The 18,353-nt window shown below is 58.8% G+C and carries 13 protein-coding genes; 11 read left to right on the forward strand and 2 right to left on the reverse strand.

What is annotated here, in order from left to right; translation table 11 throughout:
* The first annotated feature begins 11 nt into the window (after nucleotides 1-11).
* From asd to glgP, 6 genes are all read left to right on the forward strand, one after another.
* A complete protein-coding gene (asd, locus tag DW58_RS19290) occupies nucleotides 12-1,118 on the forward strand; it encodes an aspartate-semialdehyde dehydrogenase (protein WP_024548350.1) in 1,107 nt (368 codons plus the stop codon).
* 260 nt (nucleotides 1,119-1,378) lie between these two features.
* The gene (gene glgB, locus DW58_RS19295) at nucleotides 1,379-3,565 is read left to right on the forward strand and encodes a 1,4-alpha-glucan branching enzyme (RefSeq protein ID WP_024548351.1); all 2,187 of its coding nucleotides are present in this window, start codon (nucleotides 1,379-1,381) and stop codon (nucleotides 3,563-3,565) included.
* Complete coding sequence (gene glgX, locus DW58_RS19300; RefSeq protein WP_024548352.1) at nucleotides 3,562-5,538, forward strand: glycogen debranching protein GlgX; 1,977 nt, start codon at nucleotides 3,562-3,564, stop codon at nucleotides 5,536-5,538. The genes glgB and glgX overlap by 4 nt, the downstream gene beginning before the upstream one ends.
* 13 nt (nucleotides 5,539-5,551) lie before the next feature.
* Nucleotides 5,552-6,835, forward strand: coding sequence for a glucose-1-phosphate adenylyltransferase (gene glgC, locus DW58_RS19305; protein WP_024548353.1), 1,284 nt, complete (start codon nucleotides 5,552-5,554; stop codon nucleotides 6,833-6,835).
* 148 nt (nucleotides 6,836-6,983) lie between these two features.
* Entirely contained in the window at nucleotides 6,984-8,417 is a 1,434-nt protein-coding gene (gene glgA / locus DW58_RS19310; protein ID WP_024548354.1) for a glycogen synthase GlgA, read from the forward strand.
* Nucleotides 8,418-8,576: 159 nt separating this feature from the next.
* On the forward strand, nucleotides 8,577-11,024 hold the full coding sequence (glgP, locus tag DW58_RS19315; RefSeq protein ID WP_024548355.1) for a glycogen phosphorylase: 2,448 nt from the start codon (nucleotides 8,577-8,579) through the stop codon (nucleotides 11,022-11,024).
* A 105-nt stretch (nucleotides 11,025-11,129) separates the two neighbouring features.
* Here the strand turns inward: glgP and glpD are convergent, their stop codons facing one another.
* Nucleotides 11,130-12,638 (reverse strand): glycerol-3-phosphate dehydrogenase, encoded by a 1,509-nt coding sequence (gene glpD, locus DW58_RS19320; protein WP_024548356.1) that lies wholly within the window; start codon nucleotides 12,636-12,638, stop codon nucleotides 11,130-11,132.
* A 211-nt stretch (nucleotides 12,639-12,849) separates the two neighbouring features.
* On the opposite strand from glpD, the gene glpE reads away from it, so the two are divergent.
* The 5 genes from glpE (at nucleotide 12,850) to nadS (ending at nucleotide 15,603) form a co-directional block, all read left to right on the forward strand.
* A complete protein-coding gene (gene glpE / locus DW58_RS19325) occupies nucleotides 12,850-13,179 on the forward strand; it encodes a thiosulfate sulfurtransferase GlpE (RefSeq protein WP_024548357.1) in 330 nt (109 codons plus the stop codon).
* Between the two features lie 64 nt (nucleotides 13,180-13,243).
* Nucleotides 13,244-14,074 carry a rhomboid family intramembrane serine protease GlpG gene (glpG, locus tag DW58_RS19330; protein WP_024562388.1) on the forward strand — a complete coding sequence of 277 codons (831 nt, stop codon included), beginning with the start codon at nucleotides 13,244-13,246 and terminating at the stop codon, nucleotides 14,072-14,074.
* 31 nt (nucleotides 14,075-14,105) lie between these two features.
* A complete protein-coding gene (locus tag DW58_RS19335) occupies nucleotides 14,106-14,864 on the forward strand; it encodes a DeoR/GlpR family transcriptional regulator (protein ID WP_024549768.1) in 759 nt (252 codons plus the stop codon).
* 104 nt (nucleotides 14,865-14,968) lie between these two features.
* Nucleotides 14,969-15,286: a hypothetical protein gene (locus DW58_RS19340; protein WP_024549769.1), complete on the forward strand. Its 318-nt coding sequence runs from the start codon at nucleotides 14,969-14,971 to the stop codon at nucleotides 15,284-15,286.
* Nucleotides 15,287-15,306: 20 nt separating this feature from the next.
* Nucleotides 15,307-15,603, forward strand: a complete 297-nt coding sequence (gene nadS, locus DW58_RS19345; RefSeq protein WP_024549770.1) for a NadS family protein — start codon at nucleotides 15,307-15,309, stop codon at nucleotides 15,601-15,603.
* Nucleotides 15,604-15,608: 5 nt separating this feature from the next.
* Here nadS and malT read toward each other — a convergent pair whose 3' ends face one another.
* Nucleotides 15,609-18,314, reverse strand: a complete 2,706-nt coding sequence (gene malT, locus DW58_RS19350) for an HTH-type transcriptional regulator MalT (protein ID WP_024549771.1) — start codon at nucleotides 18,312-18,314, stop codon at nucleotides 15,609-15,611.
* Nucleotides 18,315-18,353 lie beyond the last annotated feature (39 nt).

Raw genomic sequence — 18,353 nt, forward strand, 5'->3', positions numbered from 1 at the left:
AACCTTTCGCTATGAAAAATGTTGGTTTTATCGGCTGGCGCGGTATGGTCGGCTCTGTACTCATGCAGCGCATGGTCGAAGAGCACGATTTTAACGCCATTCGTCCGGTTTTCTTTTCAACCTCCCAGCTCGGCCAGCCGGCGCCCGCGTTCGGTAATCACACCGGCGGCACGCTTCAGGACGCGTATTCTCTCGAGGCCCTGAAAGCGCTCGACATCATCGTGACCTGCCAGGGCGGCGATTATACCAACGAAATCTATCCAAAGCTTCGTGAAAGCGGCTGGCAGGGATACTGGATTGATGCGGCCTCTTCGCTGCGTATGAAAGATGACGCCATTATCGTCCTCGACCCGGTGAACCAGCATGTGATTACCGAAGGCCTGAACAAGGGCGTGAAAACCTTTGTCGGCGGCAACTGCACCGTCAGCCTGATGCTGATGTCGCTCGGCGGTCTGTTCGCCGAAGACCTGGTGGAGTGGGTCTCCGTTGCCACCTATCAGGCGGCGTCCGGCGGCGGCGCGCGCCACATGCGTGAACTGCTGGCCCAGATGGGCGCCCTGCATCACTACGTGGCCGACGAGCTGGCTAACCCGGCGTCCGCCATTCTGGACATCGAACGCAAAGTGACCGCCCTGGCGCGCAGCGGCGATCTGCCGGTGGACAACTTCGGCGTGCCGCTGGCCGGCAGCCTGATCCCGTGGATCGACAAACAGCTGGAAAACGGCCAGAGCCGTGAAGAGTGGAAAGGGCAGGCGGAGACTAACAAAATCCTCAATACCCCTTCGCTTATCCCGGTTGACGGTCTGTGCGTGCGCATCGGCGCGCTGCGCTGCCACAGCCAGGCATTCACCATTAAACTGAAAAAAGATGTGTCCATTTCCAGCATCGAAACGCTGCTTGCCGCACACAACCCGTGGGCGAAAGTGGTGCCAAACGATCGTGACATCACGATGCGCGAGCTGACCCCGGCGGCGGTTACCGGTACGCTGAGCACCCCGGTGGGCCGTCTGCGTAAACTCAACATGGGCAACGATTTTCTCTCCGCCTTTACGGTCGGGGACCAGCTTTTGTGGGGAGCAGCCGAACCGCTGCGCCGCCTGCTTCGACAGCTGGCATAAGAATAAGGGAGGCAATCGCCTCCCTTTTTTTATGCCTGCAATATGAAATATCCATAATTAACCTATTTTTTGAATAGTTCATTCAACCCTTGACTATGATTACTCTAGGGCGGTTTTCTCACGCCCTACCAGAGGATTGAACGGTGCTGTTAAGGGAACGAAACACATAGCCCGTTCTGGTTGCCATAAATAGTGCCACCACCTCACGCACAGGCGTAAGGCTGGAGCGGTGTGGCACAATTAAAACAGGATGAAGAAGTATGTCCGATCGTGTTGATAGAGACGTGATAAATGCGCTTATTAACGGTCATTTCGCCGATCCTTTCTCGGTGCTGGGAATGCACATCACCAGCGCCGGAGTGGAAGTCCGTGCGCTGTTGCCTGACGCCACCGAAGTGTGGGTCATCGAGACAAAAACCGGGCGCAAAGCCGGAAAACTTGAGTGTCTCGATTCGCGGGGGTTTTTCAGCGGCGTCATGGCGCGCCGTAAGAACCCGTTCCGCTACCAGCTCGCCGTTATCTGGCACGGCCAGCAAAACCTCATTGACGACCCGTACCGCTTCGGCACGCTGACCCAGGAGCTGGATATCTGGCTGCTGTCGGAAGGTACGCATCAGCGCCCCTATGAAACGCTGGGGGCGCATGCCTGTACGCTGGACGGCATCCCCGGGACTCGCTTCTCGGTGTGGGCGCCAAACGCACGGCGCGTGTCGGTGGTCGGCCAGTTTAACTACTGGGACGGTCGCCGCCATCCGATGCGCCTGCGCCGCGAAAGCGGTATCTGGGAACTCTTTATTCCCGGCGCGCAAAACGGCCAGCTGTATAAATTCGAACTGATCGACGCCAACGGCGAACTGCGTGTGAAGGCCGACCCGTACGCCTTTGAAAGCCAGATGCGCCCCGATAACGCATCGCTGATCTGCGGCCTGCCGGACAAAATCCTGCAAACCGAAGCGCGCAGTAAAGCCAACGCCTTCGATGCGCCGATCTCCATTTACGAGGTGCATCTCGGCTCGTGGCGTCGTCATACCGACAATAACTACTGGCTGAGCTATCAGGAGCTGGCCGATCAGCTGATCCCTTACGTAAAAGAGATGGGCTTTACCCATATCGAGCTGCTGCCGATTAACGAACACCCGTTTGACGGCAGCTGGGGCTATCAGCCCACCAACCTGTATGCCCCGACGCGCCGCTTCGGTACGCGTGATGATTTCCGCTACTTCGTTAACGCGGCCCATGCCGCCGGGCTTAACGTGGTGCTGGACTGGGTGCCGGGCCACTTCCCGACCGACGATTTCAGCCTGGCGCGCTTCGACGGCACCGCGCTGTATGAGCACAGCGATCCGCGGGAAGGCTTCCATCAGGACTGGAAAACCCTGATCTACAACTATGGCCGTCGCGAAGTGAGCAACTACCTGGTGGGCAACGCGCTCTACTGGGTGGAGCGTTTCGGTATCGATGCGCTGCGCGTGGACGCGGTCGCCTCAATGATTTACCGCGACTACAGCCGCAAAGACGGCGAGTGGATCCCTAACGAGTACGGCGGGCGTGAAAACCTCGAAGCCATCGAGTTCCTGCGCAACACCAACCGCACGCTGGGTGAGCAGGTGCCGGGTGCGGTTTCTATCGCCGAAGAGTCCACGGACTTCCCGGGCGTATCGCGTCCGTCCTCCGATGGCGGACTGGGCTTCTGGTTCAAATGGAACCTGGGCTGGATGCACGACACCCTCGACTACATGAAGCTCGACCCGATCTACCGTAAGCATCACCACGACAAAATGACCTTCGGGATGATCTACAACCACACGGAAAACTTCGTGTTGCCGTTATCCCACGATGAAGTGGTGCACGGTAAAAAATCGATTCTTGACCGTATGCCGGGAGACGCCTGGCAGAAGTTCGCCAACCTGCGCGCCTACTACGCGTGGATGTGGGCGTTCCCGGGTAAAAAACTGCTGTTCATGGGCAACGAGTTCGCCCAGGGACGCGAGTGGAATCACGACAGCAGCCTTGACTGGCACCTGCTGGAAGGCGGTGACAACTGGCACCACGGCGTACAGCGCCTGGTACGCGATCTGAACTTCACCTACCGCCATCATCGTGCGCTGCATGAGCTGGATTTCGACTCTTACGGCTTTGAATGGCTGGTGGTGGAAGACGCCGAAAACTCCATCTTCGTCTTCGTGCGTCGCGACCGTCAGGGCAACGAGATCATCGTGGCCAGCAACTTCACGCCGGTGGTGCGCCACAACTACCGCTTCGGTGTGAACCAGCCTGGCAGTTGGCGCGAAGAGTTGAACACCGACTCCATGCACTATCACGGCAGTAACACAGGAAACGGCGGCGCGGTGCATACCGACGCTATCCCCTCGCACGGACGCGAACATTCACTGAGCCTGACGCTGCCGCCGCTGGCAACCATCTGGCTGGTCAGGGAGGGCGAGTGATTCGGATTTCCTCTGGGAAAAACGCCCCGCTCGGTGCCAGTTATGATGGTCATGGGGTCAACTTCACGCTGTTTTCGGCGCATGCCGAGCGCGTGGAGCTGTGCCTGTTCGACGAGGAAGACAACGAAACGCGTCACGATCTGCCCGCGCGCACCGGCAACCTTTGGCATGGCTATGTCGAAGGCCTGAAGCCCGGCCAGCGCTACGGCTACCGCGTGCACGGCCCCTGGGATACCGCCCAGGGGCACCGTTTCAATCCGGCGAAGCTGCTGCTCGACCCCTGCGCACGCCGCGTGGCGGGCAGCACCGACGACAGTCCGCTCTTTCAGGGTGGGATTGACTCGCCCGATCGGCATGACAATGCGGCCATCGCGCCGAAGTCGGTGGTCGTGGATACGGACTACAACTGGGACGGAGACCAGCACCCGCGTACCCCGTGGGGGAACACGGTGATTTATGAGGCGCACCTCAAGGGCCTGACGCAGCTGCATCCGGCGCTGCCGGAAGCGATCCGCGGGACCTGGCGCGCGCTTGGCCATCCGGTCATGGTGAACTACCTGAAAAACTTGGGTATCACCGCTATCGAACTGCTGCCGGTGATGCACTTCGCCAGCGAGCCGCGCCTGCAACGACTGGGGCTGAGCAACTACTGGGGATACAACCCCCTTGCGCTCTGGAGCCCCGATCCGCGCTACGCGTCGGACCCGGATAATGCGCTGAACGAGCTGCGCGATGCGGTGAAAAGCCTGCATCGCGCCGGCATCGAAGTCATTCTCGATATCGTGCTTAACCATACTGCGGAAGTCGATGTGGAAGGCCCGACCTTCTCCCTGCGCGGGATCGATAACCGTAGCTATTATTGGTTAAGTGAGCGCGGCGATTACCAGAACTGGACGGGCTGCGGCAATACGCTGAACCTGAGCCAGCCGGAGACAGTGCAGTTTGCGCTGGAGTGTCTACGCTACTGGGTGGAAACCTGCCATGTGGACGGTTTCCGCTTCGATCTCGCCAGCGTCATGGGGCGTACGCCTGACTATCGTCAGGACGCGCCGCTGTTCGAAGCGATAAAAAACTGCCCGGTCCTTTCACAGGTGAAGCTGATTGCCGAGCCGTGGGATATCGGGCCGGGTGGGTATCAGGTCGGGAACTATCCGCCGCTCTTTGCCGAGTGGAACGACCATTATCGCGATGCCGTGCGCCGCTTCTGGTTGCATGGCGATCTCCCATTGGGGGAGTTTGCCGGGCGCTTCGCCGCGTCTGCCGATGTGTTTCGTCGTAATGGCCGTTTGCCAGCGGCGACGGTGAATCTGGTGACGGCGCACGACGGGTTTACCCTGCGCGACTGCGTCAGCTTCAACCATAAGCACAACGAGGCTAACGGCGAAGATAACCAGGACGGTACAAATAATAACCACAGTAACAACCACGGCGTGGAGGGAGCAGGCGGCAGCCTGGCGGTCATTGAGCGTCGGCGCACCAGCATCCACGCGCTGTTAACGTCGCTTCTGCTGTCGCAGGGAACGCCCATGTTGCTCGCTGGCGATGAACTCGGTCACAGCCAGCACGGCAACAACAATGCCTATTGCCAGGATAACGCCATCACGTGGCTTAACTGGCAGGAGGCACATCAGGGGCTGACCTCGTTTGTGTCGGCGCTGCTTCATCTTCGCCAACGGATCCCGGCGCTGACGCGAAATCAGTGGTGGGACGAGGGCGATGACAACGTTCGCTGGCTCGATAATCAGGCGCGCCCGATGAACGCGCAGGCGTGGGAGTCAGGTGGACGGCAGCTACAAATCCTGCTGTCGGACCGCTGGCTTATCACTCTCAACGGCGCTGATGATGTCGCCGACATCGTATTACCTGATGGGGAATGGCGCGCTATTCCCCCTTTCGCCGGAGAGGAAAATCCGGTGCTAATGGCGGTATGGCATGGTGCCGCGCACGGTGTGTGCGTATTCCAAAAGTCATGAAAAGGAGTTAGTCATGGTTAGGTTGGAAAAGAACGACCCTCTGATGTTGGCAAGACAGTTGCCATTGAAATCCGTTGCCTTAATTCTGGCGGGCGGACGGGGTACCCGATTAAAAGATTTAACTTCCACCCGTGCCAAACCTGCCGTCCACTTTGGCGGCAAGTTCCGCATAATCGATTTTGCATTATCAAACTGCATCAACTCCGGCATCCGTCGCGTCGGCGTTATTACGCAGTATCAGTCGCATACCCTGGTTCAGCATATCCAGCGCGGCTGGTCGTTCTTTAGCGAAGAGATGAACGAGTTTATCGATCTGCTGCCGGCGCAGCAGCGCGTGCACGGTGAGAACTGGTATCGCGGTACGGCGGATGCCGTTACCCAGAACCTCGATATCATCCGTCGCTATAAAGCGGAGTACGTGGTAATCCTGGCGGGCGACCATATCTACAAGCAGGACTACTCGCGGATGCTGATCGACCACGTCGAAAAAGGCGCGCGCTGCACCGTGGCCTGCCTGCCGGTGCCGAAGCATGAGGCGACCGCTTTCGGGGTGATGGCGGTGGACGAGAACGATAAGGTTATCGAGTTCGTGGAAAAACCGGCGGATCCGCCGACCATGCCGGGGGATGACACCAAATCGCTGGCCAGCATGGGGATCTACATCTTTGATGCGGATTATCTCTACGAGCTGCTGGAAGAGGACGACAAGGACGATTCGTCGAGCCACGATTTCGGGAAAGACATCATCCCGAAAGTGACCCGCGACGGGCAGGCCTTCGCGCACCCGTTCCCGCTCTCCTGCGTCCAGTCTGACCCAGAGGCGGAGCCTTACTGGCGCGACGTCGGGACGCTGGAAGCGTACTGGAAAGCGAACCTCGATCTGGCGTCGGTGACCCCGGAACTGGATATGTACGATCAGAACTGGCCGATTCGCACGCATATGGAGTCGTTACCGCCGGCTAAATTCGTACAGGACCGCTCGGGCAGCCACGGGATGACGCTGAACTCCCTGGTGTCCGGCGGCTGTATTATCTCCGGTTCCGTGGTGGTGCAGTCGGTCCTGTTCCCGCGCGTGCGGGTCAATTCGTTCTGCAACATCGATTCCTCCGTCCTGTTACCGGATGTCTGGGTTGGACGCTCGTGTCGTCTGCGCCGCTGTATCGTTGACCGCGCCTGCGTGATCCCCGAAGGCATGATCATTGGTGAGAACGCCGAAGAAGACGCCCGTCGGTTCTACCGTTCGGAAGAGGGCATTGTGCTGGTAACGCGCGAGATGCTGGCAAAACTGCAAAGCTAAGCGCAAGAGTGACCGCGCGCAAAAGGTTATGCGCGCTGTGTTTTTCGCCTTCGGCACCGGGTTTGTGCCGGGACACAAAGTGGGGCTTTCCGGGATGCGCTGCCGCGTGCAGCGCACCGGAAGCCTGGCTTATCGAACAGGAGCGATAATGCAGGTCTTACATGTATGTTCTGAAATATTTCCTCTACTGAAAACCGGTGGGCTGGCGGACGTGATCGGCGCGTTACCTGCTGCGCAGATTGCGGGCGGCGTGGATACGCGCGTACTGTTACCCGCGTTCCCGGATATTCTCCGGGGCGTCACGGATGCAAAAGAAGTGGCCCGGCGCGACACCTTCGCCGGGGAGTTTGCGCTACTGTTCGGCCATTTTAACGGCGTCGGCATCTATCTGATTGATGCGCCACATCTTTACGATCGCCCCGGCAGTCCGTATCACGACACGAATCTGTACGCCTATACCGATAACGTGCTGCGCTTTGCGCTGCTCGGATGGGTAGGCGCTGAGATGGGCGCGGGTCTCGACCCGCTGTGGAAACCGGATATCGTGCACGCGCACGACTGGCACGCAGGCCTGGCGCCGGCGTACCTTGCCGCACGCGGTAATCCGGCGAAATCGGTCTTTACGGTGCATAACCTGGCCTACCAGGGGATGTTCTACGCGCACCACATGAACGATATCGATCTGCCCTGGTCGTTCTTCGACATGAACGGCCTTGAGTTTAACGGTCAAATTTCTTTCTTAAAGGCCGGGTTATACTTTGCCGATCATATTACGGCGGTAAGCCCGACCTACGCCCGGGAGATCACCGAGCCGCAGTTTGCTTACGGTATGGAAGGGCTGCTCAAGCAGCGCCAGCTGGAAGGACGGCTCAGCGGTATCCTTAACGGGGTGGATGAGAAGATCTGGGATCCGGCGCATGATTTGCTGCTTACGGCGCGCTACAACCGCGATACGCTCGAAGACAAAGCGGAAAACAAGCGCCAGCTGCAAATCGCCATGGGCCTGAAAGTTAACGAGAAAATGCCGCTGTTTGCCGTGGTCAGCCGCCTGACCAGCCAGAAAGGGCTGGATCTGGTGCTTGAGGCCCTGCCGGGCCTGCTGGAGCAGGGTGGACAGCTGGTGATCCTCGGCGCAGGGGATCCGGTGTTGCAGGAGGGCTTCCTCGCGGCGGCCGCCGAGCATCCGGGGCAGGTGGGGGTCCAGATTGGCTACCACGAGGCGTTCTCGCACCGCATCATGGGCGGCGCAGACGTCATCCTGGTGCCCAGCCGCTTTGAACCCTGCGGGCTGACGCAGCTTTATGGATTGAAATACGGCACGCTGCCGCTGGTGCGGCGCACCGGTGGTCTGGCGGATACCGTGTCCGACAGCTCGCTGGAAAACCTGGCGGACGGTGTCGCCAGCGGTTTTGTGTTTGAAGACAGCAACGCCTGGTCGTTGCTCCGTGCGATCCGGCGTGCTTTCGTGCTCTGGTCCCGTCCTTCACTCTGGCGTTTCGTTCAGCGTCAGGCCATGGGGATGGATTTTAGCTGGCAGGTCGCGGCGCAGGCGTACCGCGATCTCTATCAACGCCTGTTGTAGGAAGTGTGTCTGACGGGCGGCGTACGCGCCGCTGACGCCGGGCCGGAACGGCGCCCGCTGCTGCCAGGGGTATGCAGTGGGCGTTAGCGTCCGGGCTGGCAGAAGCCCCGTGGGTCGGAATGCCCGTCAGCCATGCCCCTGTATTGTGGAGCCACTGTTATGAATTCACCCTTCACCTACGCCTCTCCGACGCTCAGCGTTGAGGCGCTTAAGCACTCAATTGCCTACAAGCTGATGTTCACCATCGGTAAAGATCCCGCTATCGCGAACAAGCATGAATGGCTGAACGCCACGCTGTTTGCGGTGCGCGACCGTCTGGTGGAACGCTGGCTGCGCTCCAACCGCGCGCAGCTCTCTCAGGAGACGCGTCAGGTTTACTACCTGTCGATGGAATTTTTGATTGGCCGTACCTTATCCAACGCGCTTTTGTCGCTCGGCATCTATGACGATGTGAAGAACGCGCTGGAAGAGATGGGGTTGGATCTCGCTGAGCTTATCGATGAAGAGAACGACCCCGGCCTCGGCAACGGCGGTCTGGGGCGTCTTGCCGCCTGCTTCCTGGATTCGCTGGCTACTCTGGCGCTGCCGGGGCGCGGCTACGGTATTCGCTATGATTACGGTATGTTCAAGCAGAACATCGTCGATGGTCGTCAGAAAGAGTCGCCGGACTACTGGCTGGAGTATGGCAACCCGTGGGAGTTCAAGCGACACAACACCCGGTACAAAGTGCGTTTCGGCGGCCGTATCCAGCAGGAAGGTAAGAAAACGCGGTGGGTAGAAACGGAAGAGATTCTGGCAGTGGCCTACGATCAGATTGTGCCGGGCTACGATACCGATGCCACCAACACGCTGCGGCTGTGGAATGCGCAGGCCAGTAGCGAGATCAACCTCGGCAAGTTTAACCAGGGCGATTATTTTGCCGCCGTGGAAGATAAAAACCACTCCGAAAACGTGTCGCGCGTGCTCTATCCGGATGACTCCACCTATTCCGGGCGCGAGCTGCGCCTGCGTCAGGAGTATTTTCTGGTGTCGGCCACTATTCAGGACATCCTGTCGCGCCACTACATGCTGCACAAAACCTACAGCAACCTCGCGGACAAGATCGCCATTCACCTCAACGACACCCACCCGGTGCTGTCGATTCCCGAGCTGATGCGTCTGCTGATTGACGAGCACAAATTCAGCTGGGACGAGGCGCTGGAAGTGACCTGTCAGGTGTTCTCCTACACCAACCATACGCTGATGAGCGAAGCGCTGGAGACCTGGCCGGTGGATATGCTCGGCAAAATCCTGCCGCGTCATCTGCAAATCATCTTTGAGATTAACGACTACTTCCTGAAAACGCTTCAGGACCAGTATCCCAACGACACCGCGCTGTTGAGCCGCACCTCAATCATTGATGAGTCCAACGGACGCCAGGTGCGCATGGCGTGGCTGGCGGTGGTGGCGAGCCATAAGGTTAACGGCGTGTCGGAGCTGCACTCCAACCTGATGGTGCAGTCGCTGTTCGCCGACTTCGCGGCCATCTTCCCAATGCGGTTCTGTAACGTCACCAACGGCGTCACGCCGCGCCGCTGGCTGGCGCTGGCCAACCCGCCGCTATCAGAGGTGCTGGATGAGCACATTGGCCGCACCTGGCGTACCGATTTAAGCCAGCTCAGCGAACTGAGCCAGCACATTGATTACCCGCTGGTAAATCAGGAAGTTCGTCAGGCGAAGCTGGAAAACAAAAAGCGTCTGGCGGTTTACATCGCCCAGCACCTGAACGTGGTGGTGGACCCGAAAGCGCTGTTCGATGTGCAGATTAAGCGTATCCACGAGTACAAACGCCAGCTGATGAACGTGCTGCACGTCATTACGCGCTACAACCGTATCAAGGCCGATCCTGATGCCGACTGGGTGCCGCGGGTTAACGTGTTTGCCGGGAAAGCGGCGTCGGCGTATTACATGGCGAAGCACATTATTCACATGATCAACGACGTGGCGAAGGTGATCAACACCGATCCGGTCATTGGCGATCGCCTGAAGGTGGTGTTTATCCCGAACTACAGCGTGAGCCTGGCGCAGATCATCATCCCGGCGGCGGATCTCTCCGAGCAGATCTCGCTGGCGGGTACCGAAGCCTCCGGCACCAGCAACATGAAGTTCGCGCTTAACGGGGCGCTGACCATCGGCACCCTCGATGGCGCGAACGTCGAGATGCGCGAGCACGTGGGTGAGGAGAACATCTTTATCTTCGGGAATACCGCGGAAGAGGTGGAGGCGCTGCGTCGCGCTGGCTACAAACCGCGCGACTACTATGAGCAGGATGAAGAGCTGCATCAGGTGCTGACGCAGATTGGTACCGGCGTGTTCAGCCCGGAAGAGCCAGGCCGCTACCGCGATCTGGTGGATTCCCTGATCAACTTCGGCGACCACTATCAGGTGCTGGCGGACTACCGCAGCTACGTAGACTGTCAGGATAAGGTGGACGATCTCTATCGTCAGCCGGAGCAGTGGGCCACCACGGCGATGAAAAATATCGCCAACATGGGCTACTTCTCCTCAGACCGTACCATTCAGGAGTATGCGGATGAGATCTGGCACATCACGCCGGTAAGGCTGTAGCCACGGGCTGTGCCAACGGCATGACGTAAAAAAGGCGGGTGGCTTGCGCCCCCCGCCTGATATAACGCTGTTACCACGGCCCTCGCTCAGGCGGGGGCCATTTTATTATGACGCCAGCGACAGCGCTTTCTTGCCGCTGTGCTGTTCCAGCCAGCGGGCAACGCGTGCCTGTTGCTCCTCGGTGAGGAACATCCCGAGCTTGGTACGGCGCCAGATGGCATCATCCACCTTGCGCACCCACTCGTGTTCCACCAGGTAGCGCAGCTCCGCTTCATAGAACTCATGTCCGAAATCTTCGCCCAGTTCGCTCAGCGAGGTGGCGTTATCGAGGATCAGCGTTGCATTGCTGCCATAGGTGCGTGCGTAGTGGCGAGCCAGCGATTCGCTAAGGAACGGATGCTGACGGCGCAGAATCGCCGCGTAGGTGTCGCGATCCTTACCGATTTCGCCGCCGGGCAGCACGCAGTCTTTGGTCCAGGCTTTCCCGATGCCGTCGTAGTAGCTCGACAGTTTTTCCACCGCGTGCTCGGCGAGCTTACGGTAGGTGGTGAGCTTACCGCCGAAGACCGACAGCAGCGGCGCTTTGCCGTTCTCGTCGTGAATGTCCAGCGTGTAGTCGCGGGTAATCGCCTGCGGAGAATCGGACTCGTCGTCGCACAGCGGACGTACGCCGGAGTAGGTCCAGGCGATATCGTCGCGGCCAAGCTGTTTTTTGAAGTGCGCGTTGTAGACCTTCAGCAGGTAGTCGATCTCGCTGTCATCAATGGTCACCGATTTCGGATCGCCTTTGTATTCGACGTCGGTGGTACCGATGATGGAGAACTCATCCATCCACGGAATGACAAACACGATGCGCTTATCTTCGTTCTGCAGAATGTAGGCCTGTTTTTCGGCATGGGCGCGCGGCACCACGATATGGCTGCCTTTGATCAGACGGATACCGTAAGGCGATGGCAGCTTCATGCCGTCGTCAAAGAACGCTTTCACCCACGGGCCGGTGGCGTTAACCAGGCCTTTGGCTTTCCAGGTAAATTTCTCTCCGGTATCGATATCTTCCGCTTCCACGATCCACAGCCCGTTTTCACGGCGTGCGGAGGTTGCGCGGGTGCGGGTCATCACGTCGCCGCCTTTGCGGGTCACCATCTGCGCGTTCGCCAGCACCAGACGGGCGTCATCCACCCAGCAGTCAGAATATTCGAAACCGCGCACGATCTCCGGCTTCAGCACCGAGTTTGCGCCAAAACGCAACCCTTTCGACCCCGGCAGGCTGGTGCGTTTGCCAAGGTGATCGTACATAAACAGGCCGATGCGAATCATCCACGCCGGGCGCAGATGCGGGCGGTGCGGCAGGCGGAAGCGCATCGGGAACGCAATGTGCGGCGCCATGTTCAGCAGCACTTCACGTTCGGCCAGCGCTTCGCTCACCAGGCGAAACTCGTAGTGTTCCAGGTAGCGCAAGCCGCCGTGGATCAGTTTCGAACTGGCAGAGGAGGTGGCAGATGCCAGATCCTGCGCTTCAAGCATCAGTACGGAAAGCCCACGCCCGGCGGCGTCTGCCGCGATACCGGCACCGTTGATACCGCCCCCAATCACAATCAGATCTTTGGTTTCCATACTGGCCTCGCAGATGTTCGTTAAAGCTCAAAAATGTTCGTTATCGCTCATGATAGCAAGGAATCGCGCTTTTGGTAACATCAAAAAAACATTTTGGCGTGATATGCATAACATAATGGCGTTACCGTCAGCGTAAGACGTACACTTGACGCTAAAATGAAGCCGCCGCCGCTGCGGTCACCGCCCGATGTCACCGATGAAAGAGAATGTTATGGACCATTTCGAATGTATTAACGTAGAAGAAGCGCATCAGAAACTTCACCAGTCAACGGCGGTATTGGTGGATATTCGCGATCCGCAAAGCTACGCGATGGGGCATACGCCGGGCGCGTTCCACCTCACCAACGACACGCTGCTGCCCTTTATGCAGAACCACGATTTCGACACGCCGGTAATGGTGATGTGCTATCACGGCAACAGCAGTAAAGGGGCCGCCCAGTACCTGCTGGAGCAGGGCTTCGATAACGTTTACAGCGTGGATGGCGGGTTTGACGCCTGGCATCGCCACTTCCCGAGCGAAGTGGCGCGCGGAGAGGGTTGATGTCGCCGCGCCTCGCGTTGAGCGGGTATACTGTTTTTCTTTATACGGAAAAACGGCTGTCGCCATGTTGATGATTACCTCCTTTGCTAACCCACGAATAGCGCAGGCGTTCGTGGACTATATGGCAACCCAGGGCGTCACCCTGACCCTTTCCCGCACCGAACAGAGCGATGTCTGGCTGGCGGACCCCAGCCAGGAAGCCCGCGTCAGAGCGGAGCTGGAGCTGTTCATGAAGGATCCTGCCCATCCACGCTATCTGGCCGCCAGCTGGCAGTCCGGGCAGACCAACAGCGGTCTCGAATATCGCCGCTACTCGTTTCTCGCAACGCTGCGCCAGAAGGCCGGCCCGCTGACGCTGCTGCTGATGGTGGCCTGCATCCTGGTGTATCTGGTGATGCAGGCCGTGGGCGATCAGGCGGTGATGGTCTGGCTGGCCTGGCCCTTCGATCCCTCGCTTAAGTTCGAGCTGTGGCGCTACTTCAGCCATGCGTTACTGCACTTTTCCCTGCTGCATATCACCTTCAACCTGATGTGGTGGTGGTATCTTGGCGGCCCGGTAGAGAAGCGGCTGGGCAGCGGCAAACTGCTGACCATCGCGCTTATCTCGGCGCTGTTAAGCGGTTTCGTGCAGGAGAAATTCAGCGGTGCCTGGTTCGGTGGATTATCGGGCGTGGTGTATGCGCTGATGGGCTACGTCTGGCTGCGCGGTGAGCGCGACCCGGAGAGCGGCATCAGCATGCCGCGCGGGCTTATCGCCTTTGCGCTGATATGGCTTATCGCCGGCTGGTTTGATCTGTTTGGCCTTGCCATTGCGAACGCGGCGCACGTTACCGGCCTGGCGGTAGGACTGGCGATGGCGCTGGTTGATACCCTCCATGTGCGAAAACGAACATAAAAATATCCGCAGAAGCTTTCAGGAGAAGCGTGTGAAGCAAACTCAACGTCACGATGCGATTATTGAGCTGGTAAAAAAACAGGGCTATGTCAGTACCGAGGAGCTGGTCGAGCAGTTTGCCGTCAGCCCACAGACCATCCGTCGCGACCTGAACGATTTAGCCGATCAGAACATGATCCTGCGCCATCACGGCGGCGCGGCCCTGCCATCCAGCTCGGTAAATACCCCGTGGCACGATCGTAAAGCGACCCAGACCGCCGAGAAGGCGCGCATTGCCTGGAAAGTAGCGAGCCAGATCCCCAACGGCGCGACGCTGTTTATTGATATCGGCACCACGCCAGAAGCGGTGGCCCACGCGCTGCTCGACCACGAAAATCTGCGCATCGTCACCAACAACCTCAACGTGGCGAACACGCTGATGGTGAAAGAGGATTTCCGCATCATCCTCGCTGGCGGCGAGCTGCGCAGTCGTGACGGCGGCATTATTGGCGAAGCGACGCTCGACTTTATCTCCCAGTTCCGCCTCGACTTCGGCATCCTGGGCATCAGCGGCATCGACAGCGACGGCTCACTGCTGGAGTTTGACTACCACGAAGTGCGCACCAAGCGTGCCATCATCGAAAACTCGCGCCACGTTATGCTGGTGGTCGATCACTCCAAGTTTGGCCGCAACGCGATGGTCAACATGGGCAGTATCAGCATGGTGAACGCGGTTTACACCGATATCCTGCCGCCGCCCGGCGTGCTGAAAGTTATTCAGGACCACAACGTCCAGCTTGAGCTCTGCTGACGGCACACTGGCCAACCATTAAAAAGGCGTACAGGGTACGCCTTTTTTATTTTATGGTGTACCATGTACACGATATGGTCAGCGAGCGGTACGCAGGGAGCGTCATGTTTACGTTTATCGAGCTCAAGGGATTTAGCCAACGCCGGCTGGCGCTAATGACTGACGATGAGTTCCGTGCGCTACAGGAAGCGCTCATCATCAACCCTCTGGCGGGCGATCTGATTTCAGGAACCGGTGGGTTTCGCAAAGTTCGCTGGGGGCACCGCTTTAGCGGTAAGCGCGGCGGCGTGCGGGTCATCTACTATTTTATTGCAGGTAAAGGGCGCCTCTATCTCGCGCTGGTCTATCCGAAAAATGCGCAGGATGACCTGACCGCTGAGCAGTGTCAGATGTTAAAACGTCTGACTGAGAGCCTGCGCTAATACCGTAATCTGGAGTTCACGTGAAAAAAGAGCTATTTGACGATCTGCTGGCGAGCGCGCATGAAATGGTTGACCTTGAGCAGGGCAATACGCCGCTTCCGGTTGAACGTACCCATAACTGGACGGAAATTGACGTCAGGTCAATACGCGAAGCGACGGGAATGAAACAGCAGGATTTTGCAGCTGCGGTGGGCGTCAGTCACGACCTGGTGAAAAGCTGGGAAAGCAAGCGCCGCATCCCACTCGGCGCCTCCCGCAAGCTGCTACTGCTTTTAGCAGCCAATCCGTTAATGATTAATAAGCTTAAAGAGATTTAATCCTCTCACACGCCATACCCCATCATCTTCAGCAGATGCTGGGCGTGCTGCACCGCGTCCTGACGGTGGGCGACGCCAAGCTTTTGATAAAGATTGCGGATGTGGGTTTTGATGGTCGTTGCCGCGACGGCCAGCTCTCCCGCGATTTGCTCATTGCTGTAACCGGAATAAATCAGCCCCAGCACCTGCCATTCACGCTGGGTGAGCGGGCTGGTGCGGATAAGCTCCGGCACTTCGGGATGGTTCAGCAGACGGTTAACGAAGCCTTCGTCGAAGTGGGCAAACTTGTGGCGATGATGCTGGTTAATGTCGCGCAGGATGCGCTGTGCGCGGTGCTGTTCCAGTTCTGGCAGCGTGTTGAGCTGAATGAGTTGGCGCAGCTGCTGGGCCATCGCCTCGCCTTCAATCACGAAGTGGCTGACAAACCCGGTGCGGTTCGCCAGCGTCAGGGCTTCCATCAGCACGCGCTGCGCGTCGCTCTTCCGTCCCGCCTGCCAGTACAGCTGATTGAGCAGCAGCAGGTTGCGGTTGATGTCACTCATCAGGCGCAGGCTACGGGCGTTTTCATTGAGCTCCTCCAGCACCATCTCCGCCGGGTCGAAATCCCCCAGCAGGATCTGCGCGCGCGCAATGTTGCGCCACTGACTTTGCAGGAAGTGGTTATTGGCCACCTCGGGTTTCGGCGTCAGGCGCAGCCAGTTAGCCGCCGACTTTTTATCGCCAATCATTTGCCAGTAGATGACCCGCACCTTATCGGCGTTAGAAACCCAGTCGCTGTGGTACTGCCCGTTGCCGAGCAGGTTTTCGAGGCGGTTAAGGTGGCTACGGGCATTATCGAGATCGCCGCGCGCCAGTGAGCATTGCACGATGAGCGCCAGACACTGCAGCTGCTGCTGTGGCTGATAGGTTGCCAGCACGTCCATACCGCTGCGCGCGGCGGCCTCTGCTTCGTCGAGGCGTGACCAGGCCCACAGCAGCTGCGCGCGAATGCGCTGCAGGAACTCATGCAGCGGAAGCTGCTCAAGATGCTGATCGCGGATCAGGATAAACGCCTTCTCCTGCGTCTCCCAGGCTGCCTGTAAAAAGCCCTGGGCAAACAGGATTTCGCTTTGCTGGATCAGGCTCCACAGCGCGTACTGCCAGACATCGTGGCGGCGCGCCATCTGTTCGGTCTGCTGCATCACCGACAGCGATTTAGTGAGATCGCCTTTGCAGTGCAGCACTTCGCCATGCACCGACGTGGCGACGATGCGGCTGTAGAAGCTCGACAGCGGCAGCATCTCCAGGGCGACCATCGCCAGACGCTCCGCCTCTTCCGGATCGCCGTCGTTGATGGCGACCTGGGCGCGCAGGGCGTTGAATTCGCCATGCAGCGTGTCGTCCATGATGCCACAGGTCTCCTGCTCGGCGCGGGCCAGCAGGGTGTTCACTTCGCTGTAGCGGTGCTGACTCTGCATCAGCCAGGCCTGGAGCAGCACCAGCTTTGGATTCGCCAGCAGGCTGTCCCACGGCAGCGCTTTCAGCGACTCCTCCAGCAACGTCAGTTCACTGTGGTTGAACAGCGCCCAGGCATGGTTGAGCAGGATATCGCGCAGCATGTTCGCGTCGCCTGCCGCCAGCGCGTGATGAATCGCTTCGCTGGGGAAGCCCTGCGCCATCCAGCTTTCCGCCGCCGCACGGTGAATATCCGGCAGCTCCACCGCCAGCTCCCACTGGCAACGCTGGCGCAGGAAGCTGCCGAACAGCGGGTGATAGCTGAACCACTCGCCGGAATCGTCCATGCGTTGCAGGAACAGCCCCTGGCGTTCGATCTCCTCCAGCCGCATCTGGCCGTTCTCTTCTCCGGTGACCCGGACAATCAGCGCATCGTTCATCGAGCGCAGCAGCGAGCTTTTCAGCAGAAAATGGCGGGTGGCGGTATCGACGTTGTTGAGCACCTCATCCACCAGATAATCCGACAGATGGCTGGCCTGAATCCCGGCGAGACGGCGGGCGGACTGATGGGCCGAGTGGCTGCTCTGGCGTGCCGAAAGGGCAATCAGCTGCAGTGCCGTTGCCCAGCCCGCCACGTCGTCGCACAGGCGGCTGCTCTCTGCGTGCTCAATGGGCGACGTTAGACGGCAGTCAAAGAATTGTTTTGCTTCCTGATGAGTAAAGGCCAGCTGCTGGCTGCCAATCTCCAGCAGCTGGTCGCGCACGCGCAGGTTAGCGATGCCCAGCTGCGGCAGGTTGCGCGACATGATGACCAGGGTGAGGTTTTCCGGCTGATGGCGCAGGAAAAAGCGCATCGCTTCGTGGATCACGGGGTTGGTGATCAGATGATAATCGTCGATGACCAGGTAGACCTGGCGCTCCCAGGTCGCAAGCTCGATAAACAGCTGGGCGAAGAGGGACGAGAGGCTGGCGTACTGACGCTTTTGCGCCATTACTTCGCTACTGGCGCAGTGTCCGCCCGTCGCCTGTTGAACAGCCGCGATCAGGTAGCTGGCGTAGCGCTCCTGCTGATTGTCTCCTTCGTCCAGTGAATACCAGCCGAGATCGTTTTTCGCGGCGGCCCATTGCGAGATCAGTGTGGTTTTGCCATAGCCTGCGGGGCTGGTGATTAATGCCAGTCGATAATTGTTAACCGATGATAATTTGGCAAGCAGGCGATCGCGAACCACAGTGTTCTCAAGACGGACCGGGCGACTTAATTTAGACGGAATCAACATAGTCAGTCACTTCACTGTGCGGGAACGGAAATAATCGAT

Origin of the sequence: Siccibacter turicensis LMG 23730 (assembly GCF_000463155.2) — a bacterium.
GTDB classification, from domain to species: domain Bacteria; phylum Pseudomonadota; class Gammaproteobacteria; order Enterobacterales; family Enterobacteriaceae; genus Siccibacter; species Siccibacter turicensis.

What these genes read in the sequence shown, in the direction of transcription:
- glpG (WP_024562388.1), top strand. Translation starts at nt 13,244, where the DNA reads ATGTTGATGATTACCTCCTTTGCTAACCCACGAATAGCGCAGGCGTTC.
- glgB (WP_024548351.1), top strand. Translation starts at nt 1,379, where the DNA reads ATGTCCGATCGTGTTGATAGAGACGTGATAAATGCGCTTATTAACGGT.
- DW58_RS19340 (WP_024549769.1), top strand. Translation starts at nt 14,969, where the DNA reads ATGTTTACGTTTATCGAGCTCAAGGGATTTAGCCAACGCCGGCTGGCG.
- glgA (WP_024548354.1), top strand. Translation starts at nt 6,984, where the DNA reads ATGCAGGTCTTACATGTATGTTCTGAAATATTTCCTCTACTGAAAACC.
- asd (WP_024548350.1), top strand. Translation starts at nt 12, where the DNA reads ATGAAAAATGTTGGTTTTATCGGCTGGCGCGGTATGGTCGGCTCTGTA.
- glpE (WP_024548357.1), top strand. Translation starts at nt 12,850, where the DNA reads ATGGACCATTTCGAATGTATTAACGTAGAAGAAGCGCATCAGAAACTT.
- glgC (WP_024548353.1), top strand. Translation starts at nt 5,552, where the DNA reads ATGGTTAGGTTGGAAAAGAACGACCCTCTGATGTTGGCAAGACAGTTG.
- glpD (WP_024548356.1), bottom strand. Translation starts at nt 12,638, where the DNA reads ATGGAAACCAAAGATCTGATTGTGATTGGGGGCGGTATCAACGGTGCC.
- glgP (WP_024548355.1), top strand. Translation starts at nt 8,577, where the DNA reads ATGAATTCACCCTTCACCTACGCCTCTCCGACGCTCAGCGTTGAGGCG.
- malT (WP_024549771.1), bottom strand. Translation starts at nt 18,314, where the DNA reads ATGTTGATTCCGTCTAAATTAAGTCGCCCGGTCCGTCTTGAGAACACT.